We start from the raw sequence: 24,729 nt of genomic DNA, 5'->3' as shown, positions 1-24,729 counted from the left end.
GAGTGTGGACCCGAGTAAATCTAAATTAGAGCCCTCTATAGAGCGATTTTTTCCATAGCCGTTGTTGCTTATCGCGAAATATGATTAAAAATAAATTGTTTACAAGTACAACAATTAATCGGTAGTCTTTGCCTCAATGAATTCATCGGCGGCCTCCGGGTATCAACCTTTACGAACCGGTAGCCACCAACCCGATCAGGATGGGAACCGCAATGACCGACACTGCCCTGGTAACGATGGAGATCAACGATGGCATTGCCCACGTTCGTCTGAATCGCCCTGCCAAACACAATGCCATTAACGACGCCCTGCTGCTTGAACTGGAAGCACTGTTCAACCCGCTGGACGATGCCATTCGCGTGGTCGTGCTGACGGGCTCTGGCGACAACTTCTGCGCCGGGCTCGACCTGGCCGAACATCAGGCCCGGGAGCCGTTTGAAGTGGTACGCCACTCCCAGATGTGGCACCGGGTGTTCGGCAGGATGACCAATGCCGGCATTCCCATTGTGGCGGTGTTAAAAGGCGCCGTGATTGGCGGCGGGCTTGAACTGGCCGCGACCGCCCACGTACGCATTGCTGAAGACTCCACCTTTTTCCGCTTGCCGGAAGGCCGCCACGGCATCTTCGTAGGTGGCGGCGCCTCGGTGCGGGTCGCCGGCGTGATTGGGGCGGGCCGAATGACGGAGATGATGCTGACTGGCCGCACCCTGAGCGCCGATGAAGGCGAACGGGTGGGCCTGGCGCACTACCGTGTGGCTGCAGGCGAAGGCGAGGCCAAAGCCCGTGAACTGGCGGTCAGTATTGCGCAGAATTCGGCGTTATCGAACTGGGCTATGGTCAGTGCCATGAGCCGGATCGACAGCATGTCGATGGACGACGGCTTGTTTACCGAATCGCTGGTCGCCGGCATGACCCAGACCAGCCCCGAGGTTCAGGCCCGCATAGGCCAATTTCTGAACAGGAAGAAATGATCATGAGTAACACATACCAGGCGTCCGAGCGCGATGCGCTCTTATCTGAATACGATGATGTTTATTTGGTCGACGGTCGGCGCACGCCCTTTGCCGACTACTGCGGCGTGATGCGTGAAGTCTCACCGATCGACCTGGGCATCTATGCCGCCCGCGCCACCTTCGAGCACAGCGGTATTCCGGCCAGCGATGTCGATGCCGTCATTGCCGGCAGCGTCGCTCAGGCGAGTTTCGATGCTTTTATGTTGCCGCGTCACATTGGCTTGTACTCCGGCGTGAAACAAACCGCACCGGCACTGTTGGTGCACCGGCTGTGTGCGACTGGCTTTGAAGCCATTCTGACCGCGGCCGACCAGATCAAGCTCGGCAAAGCCAAGCTGGTGCTGTGCACCGGTGCCGAATCGATGTCGCGCAACCCGGTAGCGTCTTACACCCAGCGGGCCGGTTTCAAACTTGGCCAGGTTGAATTTGGTGACTTTCTCTGGGAAGCAATGATCGACACCGCCCCGGATATGGCCATGGGCCACACCGCCGAAGAGCTGGCGAAGCGCTACGACATCAGCCGCGCTGAAGTCGACGACTACGCCGCCCGCAGTTTTGCCACAGCGATCGATGCCTGGGACAGAGGCTTTTACAACGACGAAGTCGTATCCGTCAGCAGCACTGAATTCCCACTGGAAGGCTATAAAACCCGGGGTCTCAAGCTCTCCGACCGGGCTGCCAGCTTTGATCGCGATGGCCACGTTCGCCCTAGCCCGCTGGAGATTTTGAGCAAGCTGCGCCCGGCTTTTGGCGGCGTGCAGACCGGCGGTAATTCCTCGGCCATTGTCGACGGCGCAGCTGCAGTGCTGGTTGCCTCGGGCGACTACGTTCGGGCGCACGGCCTGAAACCGCTGGCCAGAATTGTTGGTGGCTCAGTGGTTGGTGTGCCACCTGAAATCATGGGCATTGGCCCTGCGCCGGCGATCAGTAGCGTGCTCGCCAGCCAGAAGATGAAGCTGGGCGATATCGGTCGCATCGAAATCAACGAAGCCTTTGGCGCCCAATATATAGCTGTTGAGCGCGAGCTTGGCCTCGACCGCGACAAGGTTAACGTCAACGGCGGCGCTATCGCCATCGGCCACCCCCTGGGTGTAACCGGCGTGCGTCTCACCCACACCGTGGCCCGTCAGTTGAAAGAAAGCGGTGAGCAATTCGGCATTTCCTCGGCCTGTGCCGGGGGCGGACAGGGCATCAGTGTGCTGTTGGAAAACGCGGGTTAAGGGGGCGTTATGAAACTGTCTGAACTCAACGTCCTGGTCACCGGTGCCAGTTCCGGCCTCGGCGAAGCCGTGGCGCGCCATCTGGTTGCCGCTGGTGCCCGGGTTACCCTGGCTGATGTAAACGACGAAGCTGGACGCCGGCTTGCCGAAGAGCTCGGCAACAATGCCGTATTTGCCCACACCGACATCACCGATGAAACCAACGTCAGCACCACTCTGGCAGCGCTGCAGGAACGCTGGGGCTCGCTAAATGCCCTGATCAATTGTGCCGGTATTCCCGGTGCTGAACGGGTGCTCGGTCGCAAAGGCGTGCACCGCCTGGAAACCTTTTCCCGTGCCATTCAGGTCAACCTGATCGGTACCTTTAACGTGATTCGACTCGCGGCCGAGGCAATGCAGCACACCCCGCCAAACGATGGGCTGGAGCAGGGCGTTATCATCAATACGGCGTCTGTTGCCGCCTACGATGGCCAGATCGGCCAGGCGGCTTACGCGGCCTCCAAAGGTGGAATCGTCAGCATGACACTGCCACTGGCGCGGGAACTCTCGGCTTTTGGCATTCGGGTGATGACCATCGCCCCCGGGTTGTTTAAAACGCCGATGATGTCGGTTCTGCCCGAAGAGGTGCAGCAATCGCTTGGTGATTCGGTGCCTTTCCCGGCCCGCCTGGGTGAGCCTGATGAATTTGCCGCCCTCGCTGCCCACATTCTGGAAAACCCGATGCTCAACGGCGAAGTCATTCGCCTCGATGGCGCCCTGCGCATGGCGGCGAGGTAATGACATGACGGCCTATCGAGTTCCGGTTGAAGACATCCGTTTCGGGCTGCAGCATCTTATCGGCCGCGAGCGGCTGAAGCAGTTAGCCGCCTGCGAAGCACTCGACGACGAACTGATGAATGCCGTCATCGACGAAGCTGCCCGCTTTGCCGAACAAGTACTGGCACCGTTGAATGCGACTGGCGATCAGCAAGGCTGTCGCCTCGATCAGGGCCGGGTATCAACACCGGATGGCTGGGCCGATGCTTACGCGCAATTTCGCGACGCCGGCTGGACCGGTCTGTGTCTGCCAGAAGCGCTCGGCGGCCAGTCACTGCCCAAGGTGCTGGCGATGGCGGTGACCGAAGGCTGGCAGGGCGCCAACCTGGCATTCAGCCTGATTCAACCGCTGACCGAAGGTGCGGTCGAAGCGCTGCTGGCCAGTGGCGACAGCCAATTGATTGAACAATACGGCGAACGTCTGGTCAGCGGTGACTGGACCGCGACCATGGCGCTGACTGAACCGGCGGCCGGTTCGGACCTGGGGCTGATGAAAACCCGGGCGATCCCCGACGGTCATGGCGGCTATAGGCTGACGGGCGACAAGCTGTACATCACCTACGGCGAGCACGATTTCACCGACCGTAAACTCCATCTGGTGCTGGCTCGCCTTCAGGATGCGCCCGCCGGTAGCAAAGGCATTTCCTTATTTGCCGTGCCGAGCCACATCGAAGATCAGAACGGTCAGCTACAGCCAAACGAAGTAGTCTGCACCGGCATCGAACATAAGCTTGGCCTGCACGGCAGCCCGACCTGTTCACTGAAATTGGGTGGCAACCAGGGCGCCTGGGGTCAGTTAGTTGGCGAACCCAACCGTGGACTGGCGGTCATGTTCGTCATGATGAACGAGGCCCGCTTAAGCGTTGGCTTGCAAGGCGTAGCCGTCGGCGAACGCGCCTACCAGGCCGCACTGGCCTGGGCGCAGGAGCGAAAACAAGGCCGCCATGTCGAAACCGGCAAAGGCCCGGTGGCTCTGGTCGAGCACCCCGACATTCAACGCCTGCTGCTCGGCATGCGCAGCCGACTCTTTGCGGCCCGTATGCTCGGTTTGCACCTGGGCCACCAGGTCGATTGCGCCCGTGAAAAAACGCACCCCGAGTTACAGCAAGCGCAACAGGAACTCGATTTACTGACGCCCATTTTCAAAGCACACGTCACTGAAATGGCCAACCACCTGACTGGCGATGCCATTCAAATTTTCGGCGGCATGGGTTTCATTGAAGAAACCGGCGCTGCCCAGTTCTACCGGGACCTGCGCATCAGCACCATTTATGAAGGCACCACCGGCATTCAGGCTCAGGATTTTCTGTTCAGAAAAATACAACGCGACCATGGCGAAGTTTTTTACGACTGGCTGAACCGGATGAAAATCAGTCTGCAGCCGCTCAGCGAACACCCGGAGTGCTCATCAGACTGGGCACTGCTTACAAGAAAAATCGATGCTCTGCGCAACACGGTTCGAGACCTGTTGGAACACCAGGCCAACAACGCCACCCAGCTCCATGCAGCCTCAGTAGCACTATTGGAAGCCACCGGTATTCTGGCCCTCGGCTGGCAACTGGGCTTATCGGTGCTGGCCGCCGAAGACGACGGCGTAACACCCAAAGAACGAAACAACGTTCAGGCGTTACTGGCGTTCTACTGCGCGCACCATTTACCGGAAATTCGAGTACACCTGGACCGGGTTCAAAGTGCGGATCGGGGGCTTCTTAAGTACCAGTTCGGTTGACTTCGTTGCCAGGCGTTAGTGTTGCCAGCCGGGTTGACCTCTCCAGGGTTGGCCTTGTTGCCTTGAGTTCGCGCCAGCCACCGGGTGTACCTATCCGGGGTCGGCGTAAACCCGTCCATGGGGCCTAGACCGCAGCCGAGGCGTCGGACCGATCCATGCTGCGGACTTCCCCGGATAGGTACACCCGGCAGCTTGCTCTTAGTTTGGTGGCGACGTTTAACCTTCAAATGAAAAATAATTTTTAGATTTTGAAAAATTAGAAGTGGCAATTGATTCAGGGTTGCAGGGGCGCTTCACGCAGTAGCGGGCAGGACGCCCGCGTGCCGCTTGGTGGCACAGGGATGTGCCTGCAAGCGGTACGGAGTGAAGCGGACCTGCAACCCGAACGACAGCCACCCCATAATATTCAACGTTAACCACAGTAACCACGATGGCTCAATACCAAAAAGAGCCGGGTGACTTAAAACAAGAAGGTGAGGACATGGCAACAGGTTACCGCGATATTGAGATTGGTCGGGCGACAGCCCGGTTGACGAAGCGTTCCGATGGCACTCAGTTGCTGGAAACCGAAGAACAGCTGCCAGCCTATCCCGATACGCTGATAGAGCGGTTGGATCACTGGGCCAGTGTGGCGCCCGACCGGGTGTTTGTGGCCGAACGAAATAGTGAGGGTGAATGGGAGCCGGTCAGTTATGGAGAAACGCTGCAGCGGGTTCGGTCGCTGGCGCAGGCGTTGTTGAACAAGGGGCTGACGACTGAGCGGCCGCTTGCGATTTTGAGTGGCAATAGCACCGAGCATCTATTGCTGGCACTGGCGGCCATGTATGTGGGTATTCCCTATGCGCCCCTGTCACCGGCTTACTGTCTGATCAGTAAAGATTTTGGCAAGGCAAAATACATTTGTGACCTGCTGACGCCGGGTGCTTACCTGGTCGACAAAGCCGCTGATTATGGCGATGCACTGAATGCGATTGCCGCCGATGATGCTGAGGTCATTGCCATTGATTCAACGGGCTATTCCGGTGAGGCGCTTACGTTTGACCGTTTGTTGGCGACGCCGGTTACTGATGCTGTCGACAAGGCGCACGCAGCGCTCACGCCCGATACCATTGCCAAGTTCCTGTTTACGTCGGGTTCTACCGGCATGCCCAAGGGGGTGATCAACACCAACCGAATGCTCGCCTCGAATCAGGAAATGCTGGCGGGTGTTATGCCCTTCCTGAAAAAAGAGCCGCCGGTATTGCTCGACTGGTTGCCCTGGAATCACACCTTTGGTGGTAACCACAACGTGGGTATCGTCTTGTACAACGGCGGCACGCTGTACATCGATGATGGCAAGCCGACGCCAGCGTTGTTTGAGCGCACCATTCGTAACCTTCAGGACATTTCGCCAACGGTTTATTTCAATGTGCCCAAGGGGTTTGAGCTGCTGGCCGATCGCCTTGAACAGGACGATGCCTTGCGCGATCGCTTCTTCGGGGACTTGAACCTGATGTTTTTTGCCGGTGCCGGCCTTGCCCAGCATGTGTGGGACAAGCTGGATGACCTGGCGGTGAAATCCATTGGCGCAAAAGTTGGCATGCTGACCGGCCTGGGGGCGACAGAGACGGCGCCTTCGGCGATGTTTGCCTCGCTGGAGGAATCGCAGTCTGGCGTGATCGGTTTGCCGGCGCTGGGCGTGTCGGTGAAGCTGGTGCCGAATGGCGGCAAGCTGGAATGCCGGGTTAAAGGCCCGAATGTGATGCCGGGTTACTGGCGCCAGCCAGAGGTAACCGCCAAGGTTTTCGATGACGAAGGTTTCTATTGCCTGGGCGATGCCGCCAAATTCATCGACCCGGAGAACCCGCAACGCGGCATGAAATTCGATGGCCGTATTTCCGAAGATTTCAAACTCGATACCGGTACCTGGGTCAGTGTCGGGCCGTTACGCGCCCGAATCATCGACGCCGGTGCGCCTGTGGTACAGGACGTCGTGATCGCCGGGCTCGACCGGGCCTTTGTGTCCGCGCTGGTGTTTCCCGAGCGGGAGCAGTGTCGTTTGCTGGCGGGTTTGAGTGCAGACGCCGACATCAACGAAGTGGTGAGACACCCGGCCGTTATTGAGCGCTTTCAACAGTTGCTGCGTGATTTGAAAGCGAGCAGCACGGGCAGTTCAAACCGCGTCGAACGGCTGGTGCTGCTCACAGAATTGCCGCGTCTCGATGCTCATGAAATTACCGACAAAGGCTCGATCAACCAGCGCGCCGTGTTGGAGAACCGCGCTGCCGTGGTTGACGATATGTATCAGTCAACGCCATCCGCCGCTGTCATCAAACTCACCGATTAAGGAACACTCCATGCTCATTAACCGACACACACAAACCATCGAATGGGGTGATTGCGACCCGGCTGGCATCGTGTTTTACCCGCGTTATTTTGCCTACTTCGATGCCTGCACCGGCAAGCTTTTTGCCAAGGCGGGCTTCCCGAAATTCGACATGTTGAAGCAATTTAATATGGTCGGTATTCCCATGGTTGATACGCGTTCGAAATTCTACATTCCGTCGCACTTCGGCGAAGACGTGGTCATTGAATCGACCATTACCGAATTCCGGCGCAGCAGTTTCGATGTGCATCACCGCATTCTGAAAGGCGATACCCTGGCCGTCGAAGGGTTCGAAACCCGCGTCTGGGTTGGTAAAGACCCGGAAGACCCTGACAAGATCAAATCCCAACCCATTCCCCAGGAAGTGATACAGGCGTTCAACCGCTGAGTAATGATCGAATAACACGACTCGACAAAACACGACAACAACAAGAAGGAGATGTTTGTGAAACCTAAAATAACCCTGCTCGCCAGCCTGCTAGCAGCTGGCACCGCACCCGCTTTCGCCGCAGGCCTGGCCTGCACGAATGACAGTATTGCTGCTCTGGAAAGCGCCGATCTGTCCATCAGCCAAATCGAAACCGTTGGCGCTGGTGAAGGCTTTGCCGTCGACCACTGCCGCATTCTGGGGGCTGCCCACGCTCGTACCGGGGCCGATGGCAAAGACTACCAGATCAGCTTTGAACTGCGCTTGCCCAACGACTGGAACCAGCGCTTTGTTCACCAGTTCAATGGTGGCAACGACGGCTCGGTCGTCCCGGCGGTGGGCGAACTCAAAGGCGGCGATGAATCTGATACCGCCCTGAACCGCGGCTATGCCGTGGTGTCCAGTGACGCTGGCCACGCCGGTGATGCTAACCCCGACGCTGGCCTCGCCGGTGGCGCCCGCTTTGGTTTCGACCCGGAAGCCCGTCGCGATTACGGCTACTCCGCCGTCAGCAAACTGCACCCGCTGGCCACCACCCTGGTAGAAACCTATTACGACGACCGCATCGACTACACCTATGGTGTGGGCGGGTCCAACGGCGGACGTCATGCCATGGTCGCGGCCTCGCGCATGCCCGAAGCCTTCGATGGCTTGCTGGTCGGCTACCCCGGCTTCAACCTGCCCCGGGCCGCGGTGCAACACGCCTGGGATATTCAGGCTTTCAAAGCCATTAATGGCGACGTAAGAACCGCCTTTAGCCGTGAGCAATTAAAAGCCGTGGCCGACGGCATAGCTCAGGCCTGTGATTCACTGGACGGGCTCGAAGACGGCTACATCGCCGACACCGATGCCTGCCAGACAACCTTCAACATTGAATCCCTGCAATGCGATGCCGCCATGACCGGCCACTGCCTGAGTAAAGCCCAGGTCGCGGCCCTGACAGCGATTCACAACGGCCCGGTCAACTCCCAGGGTGTGCCGCTGTACAGTGACTGGCCCTGGGACATCGGCATCGGTTCCGGCGACTGGCGTTTCTGGAAACTGGAAACCCCGATTCCGCCCTGGAACAATCAGCCCCTGATCGGCGTAATGGGTTCCGCCTCACTGGCGCAGCTGTTTACCACGCCGCCGATCGAAGTGGCTGGCACCCCCCAGGCGCTTGAGCAGTACCTGCTCGACTTCGACTTCGACAGCGACGCCCCGAAAATCTACGCCACTACCGACCGCTACACAGAATCGGCCATGGACTACATGACCCCACCCGATTCAGAAAACCCCACCCTGGCCGACTTCAACAACCAGGGCGGCAAGATGCTGATCTTCCACGGCGTCAGCGACCCGGTGTTCTCCGTCAACGACACCACAAACTGGTACCGGAAACTCGACGCCAACAACAACGACCAGGCCGAAGCCTTTGCCCGCTACTACCGCGTACCCGGCATGCCACACGGAGCGGGCGGCCCCACGGTGGATGATTTCGACTTCTTCACCGCCCTGGTTGACTGGGTCGAACAGGGTAAGGTGCCTGACGCCGTGGTTGCAGGCGTAATGCCCGGCAATGACGATGCCATGGCGCAACTGGGCCAGGTAGAGCGTAAGCTCTGCCCCTACCCACAAGTAGCGAGATACACAGGTGGTAATGAAGCTTCGGCTGCTAGCTTTGCGTGCGAGAAGTAGTCGACGTATTACTGTTAAGATCCAAGAAGCGGGTTAGGTTTCAATTTGTAACCTCGGGCTCAACCGCCATGGGTTAGAAATACGAGATAACTTAACCTGAGATGATCTAGGACCACCGGGTGCACCTATTGGGGGTCGTTAGACCGCATGGATGCGGTCTCCGAGCCTACATGGATGTAGGCACGGCGTACCTCCAATAGGTGTACCCGGTGGTCCGCCAGCCACCGAAGAAACAGTGACCACTAAGCCAAGTTACCCAGCGAATTTCTAATTCTTGGCGCCACCAGACCAGTCTATTACCTACCCAAACATGGCGTTCTGCAGCCCCTTCCTGTAAGCTGCACCGCCGCTCAAAAACGGGCGCCGCGACCTGCCTGTTAAAAGGATGGGTCACCCATCTTTGTCTTTTAAATAGAGAACCTCCGAACTATGAGCTTTGCCTCTCTCGGCCTGTCATTGCCACTGCAGAAAGCCGTGGCCGACCAAGGCTATGATACACCGTCACCCATTCAGGCCCAGGCGATCCCCGCCGTACTGTCCGGCCGTGATGTGATGGCCGCTGCCCAAACCGGCACCGGCAAAACCGCAGGCTTTACCCTGCCCCTGTTGCAACGCCTTGCTGACGGCGAACGTGCCCGCAGCAACAGCACCCGCGCTCTGATTCTGACCCCAACCCGCGAACTGGCTGCCCAGATTCAGGAAAGCGTCGTCACCTACGGCCGCCACCTGAACCTGAGCTCCACCGTTGTTTTCGGCGGCGTTAAAATTAACCCGCAAATGATGGCCCTGCGCAAAGGCGCAGACATCCTGGTGGCGACACCCGGTCGTCTGCTCGACTTGTTCAACCAGCGTGCGGTGAATTTCAAGCAACTGGAAGTCCTGGTGCTCGACGAAGCCGACCGCATGCTCGACATGGGTTTCATCAACGACATCAAGAAAATTCTGGCCGTGTTGCCCAAAGAACGCCAGAACCTCTTGTTCTCGGCCACCTTCTCTCCGGAAATTCGCACCCTGGCCAAAGGCCTGGTGAACGATCCGGTTGAAATCTCCGTGACACCGCGCAACACCACAGCGGCTACGGTGACACAGGAAGTGCATCCGGTTGATAAAAAGCGTAAGCCTGCCCTGCTGGCCAAGCTGATCCATGATGGCGGTTGGAAACAGGCTCTGGTGTTCACCCGCACCAAGCATGGTGCCAACAAACTGACCGAATTTCTGGAAAAGAACGACATTCGGGCTGCGGCTATTCACGGCAACAAGAGTCAGGGTGCACGTACCAAGGCGCTGGCCAACTTTAAAGCCGGTAAAGTCAGCATTCTGGTCGCCACCGACATTGCTGCCCGGGGTTTGGACATCGACCAGCTGCCGCAGGTCGTGAATTTCGACTTGCCCAACATCGCCGAAGACTACGTACACCGCATCGGCCGTACCGGCCGTGCCGGTGCCTCAGGCAAAGCCATTTCACTGGTCAGTGCTGATGAAGCGGATTTTCTGGCCGGCATCGAAAAGCTGACCAGTCAGCGCATCGAACGCACTGAAGTTGAAGGTTTTGAACCCGATCAACGGGTACCGGAAGGTCGCGCCAGCAGCAAGCGCCCGGCGAGCAGTTCACGCCCAAGCCGGCCGCAATCGCCGCGCAATGGCAACAGCCAGGGCCGTTCGTCCGGTGATCGCAACGACCGCCGTTCAGATTCATCGGCCAACAAGCCAACCGTACGTCGCAAGCCAAGACCTGCACGCCCGCGCAGTTCTGCCTCGGCCTGATGTACTGTCGGGTTACCGGTGCGAGTTACTCGCCCGGTAGCCCGTTTTTTTTTGGTCTTTCCTGATCTACCCGCCAACATCCAGAAGAAACAGTAAATGCCTCCTAGTGTTACATCCCTCGAACCTATTTCAGTTTAGTTTTTGCTCAATGCCAAACGCTGGTCTATACCTACCAACATCGCGCATCCCGATAATCAGGTTGGTTGTCACCCTCTACCCTGATGATCTATTACTCTGCCGACTAAATTAAAAAACAGAACTAAAGGGGCTAATAACCAGGCCGATAGTATGCGTTACAGTGGCAGTTGTAATCAGTGTGCCCGAAGCGTTCCGCCCGGATGCTGTGCCGAATAATCGCGATCTTTACCGCCTTCAGTCTCTGAAACGAGATGGCGATACCGGGATAGGACAGAAGTGTTCGCCTGTTAGCAGGCATTGGAGGAAGTAGTGAGAAATAATCAACCGGTCACCGATAAGGAAATTTCGTTCTCAACAGACGAAAAACTGATTTCGTCCACTGATCTGAAAGGTCGAATAAAACACTGCAACGATGCCTTTGAGCGCGTCAGCGGCTTTACCCGGGAAGAGCTTATCGGCCAGCCCCATAACATCATCCGTCATCCGGACATGCCGTCAGAAGCCTATGAAGTCATGTGGTCGCATCTGAAGGCCAACCAGCCCTGGATGGGCCTGGTTAAGAACCGCTGTAAAAACGGTGATTACTATTGGGTGAATGCTTATGTTACCCCGGTTACCGATAACGGCACCGTCATCGGTTATGAATCGGTTCGTCGTGTCCCCGAGCGTAGCGATGTAGAGCGCGCTGAAAAACTCTATCGCAAAATAAAAAACTCTGGTTTTAAACCTGGCCCGGCGTTGCCGCCCCGGCAAACCATGGCAACTGCCATTATGGTTTTGGTGTCGCTGGCACTCTTTGCGTCAAATCAGCCTGCACTGGCTTATGGCGTCGTATTGTTCTCGCTCATGGCCTTGTCATGCTGGTGGCTGCTGTCCCGTCGTTCGCTGATGGCCGGGCTCAATAAAATGTTGGGCAAATCGTTTAAACACGATCTGGCAGTAAAGAGTTACACCGATGATGCCCGTGATCTGGGCCGGTTGAAAGTTGCCATTATGAGCGAGCAAGCGCATCTGGATACCGTGCTGACCCGCATTCAGGATGCGTCGATACGGGCCAGCCGCGATGCTTCCGATGCACTGAGCATGGCCACGGAAGCCCAGTCTGAAATGCGCAAGCAACAGGACGAATCCGATCAGGTGGCTGCCGCGATGAATCAGATGACAGCCACCATCAACGAAGTATCCAATCACGTTCAGCAAACCGCCCATAAAGCCGAGGAAGCCAGCGGGCTAGCCTCAGAGGGTGCTTCGGTTTCTCGCAAAACCCATCAAGTTATTGAACAATTGAAAACCAAGGTGGATGGCATCAGCAAAGCGGTTGGCGATTTGTCGAAACAAACGGAAACCATCATGGGTGCGGCCCAGATCATTGAACAAATCGCAGAGCAGACTAACCTGTTGGCATTGAACGCCGCCATCGAAGCAGCACGGGCTGGCGAATCGGGCCGTGGCTTTGCGGTTGTAGCCGATGAGGTGCGTCAACTGGCACAACGCACCCAGGGGTCGACACAGGAAATTCATTCAATCATTGCCGAACTGAAAAACCGCGCCAAGCAGGCGATTACCGTGGCGAGTGAAGGACAGAAAGATGCCGAAGAGGGGTTGAAACAGGTCGCGATTTCATCCGATAAACTCGATGGCATTGCCGCCTCAGTCGACGGCATTGCCAGTATGTCTCAGGAAATGGCGGCAGCGGTTGAGGAGCAGGCGCAGGTGTCGGAACAAATCAATCAGCAAATTGTAACCATTTCAAACCTGGCATCGAGCAATACCGATTTATCAACGCACGCGGCTGAGCGAATCGGTCAGGTTCATAGAGTCGCCCAGGACCTGGATGAGCTGGTCAACCGGTTTAAACGATAGCCACTGACACATGAAATTTGAGTATGCATGATACGAATCGACCAGGACACCTTGTTCGAGTCGATAATGGCGGTTTCACCTGACGCCGTTATTATTTCAGACACTCAGGGCAACATCATTCGTGCCAGTCAGTCCGCCGAGCGGTTGTTTCTCTACTCGCCGGGTTATTTAAACGGCACTAACGTCAGGCAGCTGATGCCTCACGCGATGGCCGATCTGCACGATGGGTTCCTGAACCGGTACCAGACGACGGGCCAGCCCGGCATCATCGGGCAGAGCCGAATTGTGACAGCGGTAGACTCCGAAGCACAGGAATTCCCGATCCACTTGACCGTCGCTGAAGCGGCTTTGACCGACGGAACCTGGTATCTCGCCTTTTGCCGTGACCTGAGAGCACAGCAGAAGATCGAACAGGACTTGCACCGGCTCCAACTGGTGCAAAACGCATTGTTCGATGCCGCAGCTGATGGCATTGTGACAATTGATGAAGGCGGGTTGATTCAGGCATTTAATGCCGCGGCCCAATCCTTGTTTGGCTGGTCTTCTGCCGAGGTGGTTGGGCGCAATGTCTCTGTGTTGATGCCGGCCGAATACGGGCACAGGCACGACCAGTACATCAGACATTATCTGGAAGGTGGCCCTGCACGGATCATCGGCATAGGTCGTGAGGTCTCGGGTCTTAGGAAAGACGGAACCACCTTTCCGATGCATCTATCGGTAGGTGAGGCCATGGTCGAAGGAGCCCGTACATTTATTGGCATCTGTCATGACCTCAGTGCCCGGCATAAGCTGATGGATGAGGTTCACGAAGCCCGCCAGGAAGCCGAGTACCTGGAGACACATGATGCACTCACGGGCTTCCTGACCAAAGAAGCCCTGATTAAGCAGTTCCCTGCCTGGATCAATACCCATTCGACCTGTGCGGTCGCGGCTATTTCCTATTCTCGTTTTGGCATTGTTAATCAGCGTTACGGTTATGAAGAAGGTGACCGGATACTGACCTGGTTAGCGCGCCGTCTCGAGTCGGCACTGCCTGTGGACAGTCTCTGCGCGCGAATGAGTGGTAGCCATCTGATTGCTGTTGTACCGGGGTCAGATCATGAGGAAGTGACACGGATCGTGCGCAGTATTGTGGCGTTGATGGAGGAACCGTACGCCATGCACTCCGAAATTGTGCGCCTTTCAGGCCGGGCAGGCATCTGCCTTTGTCCGCAGGACACCGACAAAATATCCGAACTGATTCAGTGGTCCGAAGCAGCAATGATGGAGGCTGGTATCGACATCAACATCGGTTTCTACAACCCGGATAATCACGCCCGCCTGACCAGAAGCATGGACATCGAACAGGCATTGCGGTCAGCCTTGCAAAACGACCAGTTGGAGGTCTACCTGCAACCCAAGGTGGCGCTGAAAACAGGCCAGCGGGTTGGCTTTGAAGCCCTGGTTCGATGGCCTCGGTCGGACAGCAGCTTCGTTTCACCCGCCGAATTTATTCCCATCGCCGAGGCTATCGGGCTGGGTAAAGAACTTGACCGCTTCATGATCAATCAGGTCGTGCATCACCTCGCGCAGCGGAATCAGGAGGGCAAACCGGTGTTGCCAATCGCGGTCAACATCACTGCCGATCATTTCTCTGATGTGTCACTGCTATCGCTGGTTAACCAGAGCCTCGACCTGTGGCAACTGTCACCGGCCGATCTGGTGCTTGAAATCACGGAAGGCAGTCTGGTCAAGCCGGGTGGCGACGTTCTCAATCATTTGCGTCAGTTCAAAGAGCGAGGCGTCAAAATCGACATCGATGATTTTGGGACTGGCTATTCATCGCTCGGCTATCTGAAAAATCTGCCGGTGACCGGTATCAAGATCGATAAAGTATTTGTCGACGAGATACTGACCGACTCCGGCTATCAGATGATTGAGGGAATCATGTCGATTGCCCGTTCATTGTCCCTGTCAGTGATCGCTGAAGGCATTGAACAACCTGAGCAAGTTGAGGCTCTTTTGCGATTGGGATGCGACTATGGTCAGGGCTTTTGGTTTGATCGACCGTTTCCTATGGCCGACCTAATGGGAGGGTTTTCCTAAGCAGACATCACACTGCCGGACTCCTTCACCCACCATGGTAAAGTGGTTTATGTTTCTTCGATTCAAATTATTTGAATGAGAATGATGGCATCAACCCTATCATAAGCTATGCCATCTGCTACGTTTTACTGTCATAAGACTTTTTGTCAGACAAATAGACCGAAGGATGATGGCTATGTTCGATCGCATTACTCAACCTTTTTACAACCTGTCTACCCGAATTAAATTGTTTGGTGGTTTCGGTCTGGTTCTATTTTTGACCGCCGGCATTGCTTTAACCGGCTATCAGAATCTCAATCTCGTGACTGAAGAGTATCAGCGTCTCAGATTGTTTGATGCTATGGGCGAACGTATAGCCAATACCCGCATTGCGGAAAAATCCTATGAGTTGACCCGTGAAGCACAGTATCTTGACGAAGTCGAAGCTCAGCTCGCGGTGTTGCGTACCGACGCGAATGCTTTGATAGAAACAGCAGTGGATCCGCGTACCGCTCCGGTGATGCAAAACGTGCTGGAAGAGCTGGACCAGTACGCAAACAACTTTACCTTGCTGGTCAGTGGTTTTGAGGCTGGCGTAAGTGAAGCACAGATGGAGGAGTATAACGATTCGCTGGTTAGCAGCGCCCTGGCCATGCAGGCGATCATCGATGACTATATCATGAGCAAAGACAGCGAAGTTGATGGAACGGTCGCCCAATCCATTCAAACCATTGTGCTTGTCACTGCTCTGGCGCTGGCGCTGGGTATACTCATCGCGGTCGTCATTACCGCTATGATCAGTCAGCCGTTGTCGCGGCTGGTTGACGTAATGACGAACCTGGCCGAGGGCGATCTCGACCAGGAACTGGTGACTCGGCGCACCGATGAAATGGGCGTGTTGATGAAGGCCACCAACACCATGATTCACAGCTTGCAAGAGTTGATCGGCCGGCTGGGTAACGGCATTACACAACTGGCGTCAGCCAGCGAGCAAATGTCGTCTGTTGCTCAGGAGAGTACCCGGGTTATTACGGAACAAAAGAATGAAACCGACCAGGTTGCGACAGCCATGAATGAGATGACGGCAACGGTGCGGGAAGTTGCGCAAAATGCTGAAGAAGCGTCGAGTTCAGCGCAGGAGTGCGAACGGCTCACCCGTGAAGGGGGTGGTCTGGTGCGCAATAACATCAAACAGACTGAAGAGCTGGCCGACGAAGTGGAAGAAGCAACTCAGACTATTGTGGAACTGAAAGAAGACAGCGATAAGATTGGCACCGTGCTCGATGTCATTGCCGGTATCGCCGAGCAAACCAACCTGCTGGCCTTGAACGCAGCCATTGAAGCAGCACGAGCGGGTGACGCAGGGCGCGGCTTCGCTGTGGTGGCGGATGAAGTGCGCGGCCTGTCGAAGCGCACTCAGGAATCGACCGAAAAAATCGAAGCGCTGATCACCAAGTTGCAGAAGAAAGCCCAGAGCACGGCCGAAAAAATGAAACTCAGCTCCGAGCGGGCCGATGCGACCAAAGGGCCGGCTACTCAGGCCCGGGAAGCGTTCAAGTCGATCACCGAAGCCGTTACCCAAATTCAGGACATGAATCAGCAAATTGCAGCCGCAGTAACCCAGCAGAGTGCCGTCGCGGAAGACATCAGCCGTAATATTCTCAGCATCTCAGAGTCGGCCGATCAGACAGCAACCGCCAGTGAGGAAACGCTGCAATCGAACCAGGAGCTCAGTCGCCTGAGTGTGGAGCTTCAGGAATTGGCTGGCCAGTTCAAGTTGAAGTCGGCGTGATCAGCCGTCAGTCGGTATAAACCACCTGATTGCGTCCGCCGGTTTTGGCCTCGAACAGCGCCCGGTCGGCCCGGGCGAAAACCTTGTCGAACAGAACCTGCGTTGTCTCTGGGTGCGGGCAAGGGCGCATTTGCGCCACTCCGAAGCTGGCACGAATGGCCATGTCTGAGCTCTGCCAGTGAATGTCGAGGTGCTCGAGTTTCTCGCGCATGTTTTCAGCCAGCGCACAGGCGGCATTGCCGTCTGCTGGTAGCCATAGCGCAAACTCTTCACCCCCAAAGCGGGAAAGCGTTGCTCCTTTGGGCAATGCTGAGCTCAGCAAGTTGGCCACGGCCTTCAAAGCGGCATCCCCGGCCTGGTGACCGAGGGTGTCATTGATATGTTTGAAGTCGTCGAGATCAATAATAATCAGTGAACCGAGGTCGGGCGAGGTTAGCAGTGAACGCTCAATGCGTTGAATCAGTGCCCGGCGGTTGTGCAGACCGGTCAGGTGGTCGTGGTTAACTTCCCATTCCAGACGGTCACGTAAGATGCCATTGGTAATCAGTGTTGCAGCAATTTCCAGGGCGGCCACCATACTGTCGGAATAGTCACGGGGTGCGTCGCAATCGTCGAAACCGAGAATGCCCCACCAGGTGCCATCGACCATGATCGGGATGGTGAGCATCGACTGTATGTTCTGGAGTTCAAACTCGAGGCGTAAAAAGGCGCCCACTGAGTTGCGGTGATGCCTGAGGACTTCACCGTTCAGGCGTGATTCATAAAAGGCGCGCCGGTCATCGGTGTTGATGTTCACCCGGTGATGATCGTATCGCGGTTTGTTGATTTCAGAGTATTCGGGCGATGACGCCCACTCATAAACGAACTTGGTGGTGTAGTGGTCAGGCCCCTGATCCACCACCTCGAACATCCAGGCCCGGTTTGATGATGTTGCCCTTCCCAGCGCGGCCAGAAAACTCTCAATCCCGTGTCGCCAACCCCGATCATGGTTCAAATACCCGGCAGCGCGTGAGACGGCCAGAAACAAGCCTGAAGAGTCGGGGTTGGGCTTCAAAGGCCCATTGCAGGGGGTAGACCAGTGTTCAGACATGGGAATAGACACAACACTACAGCAGACAGTGTGTTGGCTAATGTAGCACCGATCGAACCGGGCTGCAGCCGCCCGGTTATGACCTTCTACGCGCGTTACGAGACTCGATAGCTGTCGGTTCCCGGGCAGCTGCACATGAAGTTGCGGTCGCCGTGTACGTTGTCGACCCGGTTAACCGCTGGCCAGAACTTGGCAGCGCGGGTGGCGGCGGTCGGGAACACCGCCTGTTCCCGACTGTAGGGTCTGTCCCAGTCGCCAACCAGGTCTTGCTGGGTGTGGGGCGCCAGGCGTAACGGGCTGTGGTCTTCGCTGTACTGACCGTTTTTAACCGCTTCGATTTCCGCACGAATGCCCTGCATGGCTTCAATGAAGCGGTCCAGCTCGGCCTGAGATTCCGATTCGGTTGGCTCGATCATCAGCGTGCCCGGCACCGGGAAACTCATGGTCGGGGCGTGGAAGCCATAGTCCATCAGGCGTTTGGCGATGTCTTCCTCGGTGATGCCGGTTTCGGCTTTTAACGGCCGAATATCCAGAATGCACTCGTGAGCGACACGACCGTTCCGACCCCGGTACAGCACCGAATAATCGTTTTTCAGTCGTTCGGCAATGTAATTGGCGTTCAGAATGGCAATTTCCGACGACTCGCGCAGACCCTCGCGGCCGAGCATGCGATTATACATCCAGGTGATCGGCAGAATGCCGGCTGAGCCATAGGGCGCGGCGGAGACCGCGCCAGTGCCTTCCGTCGTGCAATGGCCTGGCAGGTAGGGTGCCAGGTGCGCCTTCACGCCGATCGGACCCATGCCCGGGCCACCGCCGCCGTGCGGAATGGCAAACGTCTTGTGCAGGTTCAGGTGCGAGACGTCCGAGCCGATGAAGCCGGGCTGGGTCAGGCCGACCTGAGCGTTCAGGTTGGCGCCATCGAGATACACCTGGCCACCGAACTGGTGAACGATGTCGCACAGCTCGCGTACGCCTTCCTCGTAAACACCATGAGTCGAAGGGTAGGTGATCATACAAGCCGAGAGCCGGTCGCCGGCCGCTTCCGCCTTGGCGCGAAGGTCGGCCAGATCGACATTGCCCTCGTCGTCGCAGTTTACGATCACGACATCCATGCTCATCATCGCCGCCGATGCCGGGTTGGTGCCGTGTGCAGAAGCAGGAATCAGGCAGACCGTGCGCTGGCCCTCGCCCATGGCCTGCTGATAACGACGAATCGCCAGCAAGCCCGCGTATTCGCCCTGAGCACCGGAATTCGGTTGCAGCGACATGGCGTCATAACCGGTTATCTCCGCCAAATCCCGCTCCAGATCGGCCAGCAGTTGAGCATAGCCCCGGGCTTGCTCGACTGGTGCAAAGGGGTGCAGTTTTGCAAACTCCGGCCAGGTCACCGGAATCATCTCGGCGGTGGCGTTCAGCTTCATGGTGCAAGAGCCGAGCGGAATCATGCCGTGCACCAGGGAGTAATCCTTGTTCTCCAGCGAGCGAATGTAGCGCAGCATCTCGGTTTCGCTGTGGTAGCGGTTGAATACCGGGTGGGTCAGTACCGCATCGGTGCGGCGCTGGGCCGGGTCGATGCCCAGCTTGGTGTCAGCCAGCAATTGGGCGTCGAGTTCCGCAATGTTCAGACCGTGGTCGTCACCGAGTAACACCGAGAACAAGTCGAGCAAATCGGCCTCGGTCGTGGTTTCATCCAGGCTGATGCCGATGCGGCCATCGTTGAAACCACGCAGGTTGAGCGATTTGCTGCGGGCACGTTCATGCACGCTGGCATCGAATCCGCTTAGCGTTATGGTATCGAAGAAAGAAGCAGGCACGGTAATGCCGCTCTGCTGCAGCCCCAACGCCAGAATGGCCGTCAGCCGATGCACCCGCTCAGCGATGGTCTTCAGTCCCTCGGGGCCATGGTACACCGCATAAAATGCCGCCAGGTTGGCCAGCAGTGCCTGAGCCGTGCAGATGTTAGACGTCGCCTTTTCACGGCGAATGTGCTGTTCGCGCGTTTGCATGGCCATGCGCAGCGCGGTGTTGCCGCGGCTATCGACCGACACCCCAATGATCCGGCCCGGCACCTGGCGTTTCAGGTCTTCACGGGCGGCAAAGAACGCCGCATGCGGGCCACCGTAACCCATGGGCACACCAAAGCGCTGGGCCGAGCCCAACACGATGTCTGCGCCCAGTTCACCGGGCGATTTCAACACCATCAGCGCCAGCAAATCGCTGGCAACGGCGACCATGGCGCCCTGGGCTTTGGCGCTAGTAATCAAAGCACCCAAATCAGCAATCTGACCATCGGTACCGGGGTATTGGAACAGGGCGCCAAAGGGTGAGTGTTCGCTAATTTGCTCAGCCGGAGCCACCACCAACTCAAACCCAAAATGCTCGGCCCGGGTTGCCAGCACCGCCAAGGTTTGCGGGTGCACATCGTCGGCAACAAAAAAGACGTTACTCTTGCAGCGACGGTTGGCACGCTGGCACAGGGTCATCGCCTCGGCAGCGGCCGTGGCTTCATCGAGCAGAGAGGCATTGGCCAGATCCAGCCCGGTCAAATCCATAATGATTTGCTGAAAGTTAAGCAGCGACTCCAACCGGCCCTGTGAAATTTCCGGCTGGTACGGCGTATAGGCGGTATACCAGGCCGGGTTTTCCAACACGTTCCGCACAATCACCGCTGGCAACTGGGTATCGTAATAGCCCTGGCCAATGTAAGAGCGAAACACCTGGTTCTGACTGGCGATCTGCTTCAGTTCAGCCAGTGCCTCAATTTCACTCAGGCCCGGTTCAACGGCCAGCGGCCGTTGCAGACGAATGGCACCCGGCACCGTCTGGTCGATCAGGTCACTGACGTTAGCCAGCCCCAGGGTAGTCAGCATCGCAGCCTGTTCAGACGCATCCGGCCCGATATGGCGCTGGCTAAAGCTGGCGCCCACCAATTGGGCGAGGGGTTTTTGAGTGAGCGGCAACTTGGCGTTCATGGCGGAGCCTCAAAAGTTGTTTGGCAAAAGGTTGTATTAACACAGTTATTGAAATTGGCGCGACCTAAGTGTCAGGTGCCGGGTATACCGATCCAGGGAAGTCCGCAGCAGGGATGCTGCGGTCTAGGCCCCATGGAAGGGTTGAGTGGGCGGCATCCCGCACGACCCTGGAGCGGTATACCCGGTATCTGAAACGGGCTCATGGCACCCAATAGAACTAAACTGGATTAAGCCTCGGAAGCTGTCGTACTTGCCTGGTATTGATCCGCAGTCAGCAGGGCATCCAGTTCGGTGTCATCACTGGGTGTCAGCGTGAAAATCCAGCCAGCTTCGTAGCAGTCTTCGTTGATGGTCTCGGGTGCATCTTCCAACTGGTCGTTCACGCTGGTGACAGTGCCCGATACCGGGCTGTAGATGTCGCTTGCGGCTTTGACCGATTCAATCACCGCGACTTCGCCACCTGCAGCCAGTTCCTGGCCCACCTCGGGCAACTCAACGAAGACCACATCACCGAGCTGAGTCTGGGCGTGGTCGGTTATGCCCACGGTCAGGGTGCCATCGCCGTTGTCGCGTACCCACTCGTGGCTTTTCGCGTATCGCAGTTCGGAAGGGATGGCGGTCATTGGAGTGTCCTTAAAAGTTGATCTGAAAGTCAGGTTTGGTATGCCCAGAAACACGAAACCGGCGCGGACGCCGGTTCTGGTTGGTAACCCGGGTACAGGTAGTGGGGTTGCCAGTAATCTATGCAGAAAGGGTAGCAATGGCCTTTCACGATGACAACAAATATTTCTTATAGGAAACAAAGGGTGACCATCAGGGAGCGGCCGTTCCCAGTCCGGAATGCCTGTGCGATACTCGGCGCCTTAGCCGAGACTAGCCACACACGCAGCGAGCCCTGAGACGCATGCCAGACGAACCTCTTTTTCTCAAACAGGGAACCGCCCACGAGGGCGAAACCCAGGCCATGCGTGTAGCCCGCAAAAGCGCCACCGAAGCCACCCTGGAGCCGCTGCAACTGGGCCAGCGCGTTCGCGCCATCCGCCTGAGCCAGAACCTGACGCTCGAAGAAGCGAGCAAACGCACCGGGCTTGCCCGTTCCACGCTGTCGAAAATCGAAAACGAGCAAATCTCGCCCACCTTCAGCGCCGTCAACAAACTGGTTCACGGCCTCGGCATCGATATCCCCCAGCTTTTCGCCCGGCCCCGCACTGGCGCCAGCGCCGGCGGCCGTCGCGACATTACCCGCAAAGGCGAGGGCAAACCCCACCCAACGCCCACTTACGAACACGAGCTGCTGGCCACCCAACTGACCCAGAAGAAAATGGTGCCGTTCCGCACCCGGGTCCACACCCGCACCTTCGACGAATTCAGCGACTGGATCCGCCACGAAGGCGAAGAGTTCCTCTATGTCCTCTCAGGCACCCTCCTGTTCTACACCGAATTCTACGAGCCCGTCACCCTCAGCGAAGGCGATTCCGCCTACTACGACTGCACCATGGGGCATGCCCTGGTCTCAACCAGCGAGCAGGATGCCGAGGTTTTGTGGGTTACGGCCTAGCGAGTTTGCCTTGGTGGTTGCCTGGGGAGTGGTTGAATTTTAGCCTGAGGCAGAAGTCGCTGTGGCCACCGGGTACTGGCTTGGCGGGTCGCTGCAAGTACGTCCGTGTAAGCTCGGCGCCCCCCATCCATGGGGAGCGACGCCCCGCCAACCCAGCACCCGGCAGCCAAAGCTGGTCTGAAGTGGTTTAATCCAGTACCTATTAAACCTGGCTGAATAGCTGGACTCAGGTATCGGAGTTCGCACAGTGTGAGTGTCGGGTGCCGGGTGGTCCTATACGGGGAAGTCCGCAGCATGGATGCTGCGGTCTAGGCTCCATGGATGGATCTACGCCGACCCCGTATAGGACCACCCGGTGCCTGACACGGACCATTGACACAGTAGTAGAACTGAACTCCGAACCGCGGCACGACACTGGACCATTCCCCCATGTTTCTTATTGGAAACTCAGTTTTGTTGTTGCATTATGCCGGTCACGCCATTTTTTCAGAGTAGACTTCGGGTCTGCTCACACGCTAACAGGTGACTTATGACTGACAATACAGACTCCCTGAAGACCACGCCGCTGACTGACCTGCATATTGAAATGGGTGCCCGAATGGTTCCGTTTGCCGGGTATTCCATGCCTGTGCAGTACCCGCTTGGGGTGAAGCAAGAGCACCTGCACACCCGGTCTGCGGCCGGGTTGTTTGATGTCTCGCACATGGGTCAGTTGAAATTGCATGGTGAGCAGGCTGCGGCTGAGCTGGAGAAACTGGTGCCGGTCGACATTATCGACTTGCCTGTGGGCAAGCAGCGGTATGCCATTTTTACCAGCGAGACCGGCGGTATTCTGGATGACCTGATGGTCACCCGCTATGAAGATTGTCTGTATCTGGTCGTGAATGCGGCTTGCAAGGAAGCGGATATTGCCCACCTTGAAGCGCATTTGGGAAGCGGGGTAACGCTGGAGCGGCTCGACGACCGGGCGCTGGTAGCGCTGCAGGGGCCGAAGGCGGTGGACGTGCTGGCGCGGTATGAGCCGGCCGTCGCCAGAATGGTGTTTATGGATAACTGGCAGCTAACGCTCGATGGCGTGGAGTGCTATGTCTCGCGCAGTGGCTATACCGGTGAAGACGGCTATGAAATCTCCATTCCGGCGGCCGATGCCGACCGTCTGGTCCGGCGCCTTCTGGACGAGCCTGAAGTCGAACTGATCGGCCTGGGCGCGCGGGATTCATTGCGCCTGGAAAGCGGCCTCTGCTTGTATGGGCATGATATTGATACCACCACCACGCCACTCGAAGGCAGCCTGATCTGGGCGATTAGCAAGCCGCGCCGTGCCGATGGCGACCGTCCGGGCGGTTTCCTGGGGGCTGAGGTAATTCTGGCGCAGATCGCGAACAAAGACTGGCAACGCAAACGGGTTGGCCTGGTCGGAGCAGGGCGGGCGCCGGTTCGCGAAGGCACGGAACTGTTCAGTGCTGAAGGCGATCGTATTGGCGTTGTGACCAGCGGCACCTTTGGGCCGAGTGCCGAAGCGTCTATTGCCATGGGCTACGTGGAAACGCCCTTCAGCGCTCTGGAAACCGAGGTGTTTGCCGAAGTGCGGGGCAAGCGCCTGCCGATGACCGTCAGCCGCATGCCCTTTGTCGAACAGCGCTACTACCGCGGCTGAGCGGGTAAACCGTGTAACTGGCTGCCTGGCAGCCGGTTACCCTCGGCATCGGCGACCACCGCGCAGTTTACAATAACCTCAGTCAGCGTCAGTGCTACCCAGCCTTCTGCCTCCGCATCGAGCAGTTCTGCTTCCGACTTCAGCTCTTGCCGGTGTTCAGGCATCAGCCAGCGTACTTCCATCATCTGCCAGACAGGGCTGTAGGGCCGGTTATTGCTGGTCGGGCCAATCGGTTCGGGGGCGGAGGGGATGATGTTGATCTGCTCGCCGCCCGGAAAGGTGTAGATCCTCTCCAGAATGGTCTTCAGCCCCGGTGGTTTGGGGCGGGGCGGAATGGCATCGCGAAAGCGGGGAGTGAAGTTGGCGCCCTTTGCGATGGCCATGTTTCTGGGCCAGGCATCGGTGGTTACGTAATAATACACCTGACCGTTATACCAACTGGCTACCAATGGCAGCGTAATCGACGGTGTGGAAACCGCCGGTACCATAGACCCCGAAGGTTGCAAGGCGCTGCAACCGGTCAACAGGGTGATCAAAACCAGCGGGATCAGACGAAAACGCATGCGCTCTCCCTTATGAAA

17 protein-coding genes are annotated in these 24,729 nt (G+C 57.3%); 13 read left to right on the top strand and 4 right to left on the bottom strand.

Going from position 1 to position 24,729, the window contains the following annotated elements; all coding sequences use genetic code 11:
- The first annotated feature begins 212 nt into the window (after nucleotides 1-212).
- The 11 genes from ABJT94_RS20520 to ABJT94_RS20470 all read left to right on the top strand — a co-directional run bounded on the left by ABJT94_RS20520 (nucleotide 213) and on the right by ABJT94_RS20470 (nucleotide 16,868).
- Complete coding sequence (locus ABJT94_RS20520) at nucleotides 213-971, top strand: crotonase/enoyl-CoA hydratase family protein (RefSeq protein ID WP_348476615.1); 759 nt, start codon at nucleotides 213-215, stop codon at nucleotides 969-971.
- 2 nt (nucleotides 972-973) lie between these two features.
- Nucleotides 974-2,233 (top strand): thiolase family protein, encoded by a 1,260-nt coding sequence (locus ABJT94_RS20515; RefSeq protein ID WP_348476614.1) that lies wholly within the window; start codon nucleotides 974-976, stop codon nucleotides 2,231-2,233.
- A 9-nt stretch (nucleotides 2,234-2,242) separates the two neighbouring features.
- Nucleotides 2,243-3,010 carry a 3-hydroxyacyl-CoA dehydrogenase gene (locus tag ABJT94_RS20510; RefSeq protein WP_348476612.1) on the top strand — a complete coding sequence of 256 codons (768 nt, stop codon included), beginning with the start codon at nucleotides 2,243-2,245 and terminating at the stop codon, nucleotides 3,008-3,010.
- A gap of 4 nt (nucleotides 3,011-3,014) precedes the next feature.
- Nucleotides 3,015-4,778, top strand: a complete 1,764-nt coding sequence (locus ABJT94_RS20505) for an acyl-CoA dehydrogenase (RefSeq protein WP_348476611.1) — start codon at nucleotides 3,015-3,017, stop codon at nucleotides 4,776-4,778.
- Between the two features lie 481 nt (nucleotides 4,779-5,259).
- Nucleotides 5,260-7,104 carry a feruloyl-CoA synthase gene (locus ABJT94_RS20500; RefSeq protein WP_348476609.1) on the top strand — a complete coding sequence of 615 codons (1,845 nt, stop codon included), beginning with the start codon at nucleotides 5,260-5,262 and terminating at the stop codon, nucleotides 7,102-7,104.
- A gap of 10 nt (nucleotides 7,105-7,114) precedes the next feature.
- Nucleotides 7,115-7,531: a thioesterase family protein gene (locus tag ABJT94_RS20495; protein ID WP_348476608.1), complete on the top strand. Its 417-nt coding sequence runs from the start codon at nucleotides 7,115-7,117 to the stop codon at nucleotides 7,529-7,531.
- A 57-nt stretch (nucleotides 7,532-7,588) separates the two neighbouring features.
- Nucleotides 7,589-9,247 (top strand): tannase/feruloyl esterase family alpha/beta hydrolase, encoded by a 1,659-nt coding sequence (locus tag ABJT94_RS20490; RefSeq protein WP_348476606.1) that lies wholly within the window; start codon nucleotides 7,589-7,591, stop codon nucleotides 9,245-9,247.
- Between the two features lie 429 nt (nucleotides 9,248-9,676).
- Nucleotides 9,677-11,011, top strand: a complete 1,335-nt coding sequence (locus tag ABJT94_RS20485) for a DEAD/DEAH box helicase (protein WP_348476605.1) — start codon at nucleotides 9,677-9,679, stop codon at nucleotides 11,009-11,011.
- 447 nt (nucleotides 11,012-11,458) lie between these two features.
- Nucleotides 11,459-13,012: a PAS domain-containing methyl-accepting chemotaxis protein gene (locus ABJT94_RS20480; RefSeq protein WP_348476604.1), complete on the top strand. Its 1,554-nt coding sequence runs from the start codon at nucleotides 11,459-11,461 to the stop codon at nucleotides 13,010-13,012.
- A 27-nt stretch (nucleotides 13,013-13,039) separates the two neighbouring features.
- Nucleotides 13,040-15,097, top strand: a complete 2,058-nt coding sequence (locus ABJT94_RS20475) for an EAL domain-containing protein (RefSeq protein WP_348476603.1) — start codon at nucleotides 13,040-13,042, stop codon at nucleotides 15,095-15,097.
- Nucleotides 15,098-15,272: 175 nt separating this feature from the next.
- Complete coding sequence (locus tag ABJT94_RS20470) at nucleotides 15,273-16,868, top strand: methyl-accepting chemotaxis protein (RefSeq protein ID WP_348476602.1); 1,596 nt, start codon at nucleotides 15,273-15,275, stop codon at nucleotides 16,866-16,868.
- A 7-nt stretch (nucleotides 16,869-16,875) separates the two neighbouring features.
- Here the strand turns inward: ABJT94_RS20470 and ABJT94_RS20465 are convergent, their stop codons facing one another.
- The 3 genes from ABJT94_RS20465 to gcvH form a co-directional block, all read right to left on the bottom strand.
- Entirely contained in the window at nucleotides 16,876-17,958 is a 1,083-nt protein-coding gene (locus ABJT94_RS20465) for a sensor domain-containing diguanylate cyclase (protein WP_348476601.1), read from the bottom strand.
- 95 nt (nucleotides 17,959-18,053) lie between these two features.
- Entirely contained in the window at nucleotides 18,054-20,933 is a 2,880-nt protein-coding gene (gene gcvP / locus ABJT94_RS20460; RefSeq protein WP_348476600.1) for an aminomethyl-transferring glycine dehydrogenase, read from the bottom strand.
- Between the two features lie 227 nt (nucleotides 20,934-21,160).
- Complete coding sequence (gcvH, locus tag ABJT94_RS20455; RefSeq protein WP_348476599.1) at nucleotides 21,161-21,556, bottom strand: glycine cleavage system protein GcvH; 396 nt, start codon at nucleotides 21,554-21,556, stop codon at nucleotides 21,161-21,163.
- 341 nt (nucleotides 21,557-21,897) lie between these two features.
- On the opposite strand from gcvH, the gene ABJT94_RS20450 reads away from it, so the two are divergent.
- Complete coding sequence (locus ABJT94_RS20450; RefSeq protein ID WP_348476717.1) at nucleotides 21,898-22,491, top strand: XRE family transcriptional regulator; 594 nt, start codon at nucleotides 21,898-21,900, stop codon at nucleotides 22,489-22,491.
- 529 nt (nucleotides 22,492-23,020) lie between these two features.
- Complete coding sequence (gene gcvT, locus ABJT94_RS20445; protein ID WP_348476598.1) at nucleotides 23,021-24,148, top strand: glycine cleavage system aminomethyltransferase GcvT; 1,128 nt, start codon at nucleotides 23,021-23,023, stop codon at nucleotides 24,146-24,148.
- Here gcvT and ABJT94_RS20440 read toward each other — a convergent pair.
- Nucleotides 24,136-24,711, bottom strand: a complete 576-nt coding sequence (locus ABJT94_RS20440) for a hypothetical protein (protein ID WP_348476597.1) — start codon at nucleotides 24,709-24,711, stop codon at nucleotides 24,136-24,138. The genes gcvT and ABJT94_RS20440 overlap by 13 nt on opposite strands.
- Nucleotides 24,712-24,729 lie beyond the last annotated feature (18 nt).

The sequence above is a fragment of the Saccharospirillum sp. genome (assembly GCF_039982735.1).
In the GTDB taxonomy this organism is placed as follows: domain Bacteria; phylum Pseudomonadota; class Gammaproteobacteria; order Pseudomonadales; family Natronospirillaceae; genus Saccharospirillum.
Note: the sequence above shows the minus strand (reverse complement) of the source record. Positions and strands in the feature narration are given on the sequence as shown.

Coding starts and splice junctions, on each gene's coding strand:
- ABJT94_RS20520 (WP_348476615.1), top strand. CDS start 213: ATGACCGACACTGCCCTGGTAACGATGGAGATCAACGATGGCATTGCC.
- ABJT94_RS20515 (WP_348476614.1), top strand. CDS start 974: ATGAGTAACACATACCAGGCGTCCGAGCGCGATGCGCTCTTATCTGAA.
- ABJT94_RS20510 (WP_348476612.1), top strand. CDS start 2,243: ATGAAACTGTCTGAACTCAACGTCCTGGTCACCGGTGCCAGTTCCGGC.
- ABJT94_RS20505 (WP_348476611.1), top strand. CDS start 3,015: ATGACGGCCTATCGAGTTCCGGTTGAAGACATCCGTTTCGGGCTGCAG.
- ABJT94_RS20500 (WP_348476609.1), top strand. CDS start 5,260: ATGGCAACAGGTTACCGCGATATTGAGATTGGTCGGGCGACAGCCCGG.
- ABJT94_RS20495 (WP_348476608.1), top strand. CDS start 7,115: ATGCTCATTAACCGACACACACAAACCATCGAATGGGGTGATTGCGAC.
- ABJT94_RS20485 (WP_348476605.1), top strand. CDS start 9,677: ATGAGCTTTGCCTCTCTCGGCCTGTCATTGCCACTGCAGAAAGCCGTG.
- ABJT94_RS20475 (WP_348476603.1), top strand. CDS start 13,040: ATGATACGAATCGACCAGGACACCTTGTTCGAGTCGATAATGGCGGTT.
- ABJT94_RS20470 (WP_348476602.1), top strand. CDS start 15,273: ATGTTCGATCGCATTACTCAACCTTTTTACAACCTGTCTACCCGAATT.
- ABJT94_RS20465 (WP_348476601.1), bottom strand. CDS start 17,958: ATGTCTGAACACTGGTCTACCCCCTGCAATGGGCCTTTGAAGCCCAAC.
- gcvP (WP_348476600.1), bottom strand. CDS start 20,933: ATGAACGCCAAGTTGCCGCTCACTCAAAAACCCCTCGCCCAATTGGTG.
- gcvH (WP_348476599.1), bottom strand. CDS start 21,556: ATGACCGCCATCCCTTCCGAACTGCGATACGCGAAAAGCCACGAGTGG.
- ABJT94_RS20450 (WP_348476717.1), top strand. CDS start 21,898: ATGCGTGTAGCCCGCAAAAGCGCCACCGAAGCCACCCTGGAGCCGCTG.
- gcvT (WP_348476598.1), top strand. CDS start 23,021: ATGACTGACAATACAGACTCCCTGAAGACCACGCCGCTGACTGACCTG.
- ABJT94_RS20440 (WP_348476597.1), bottom strand. CDS start 24,711: ATGCGTTTTCGTCTGATCCCGCTGGTTTTGATCACCCTGTTGACCGGT.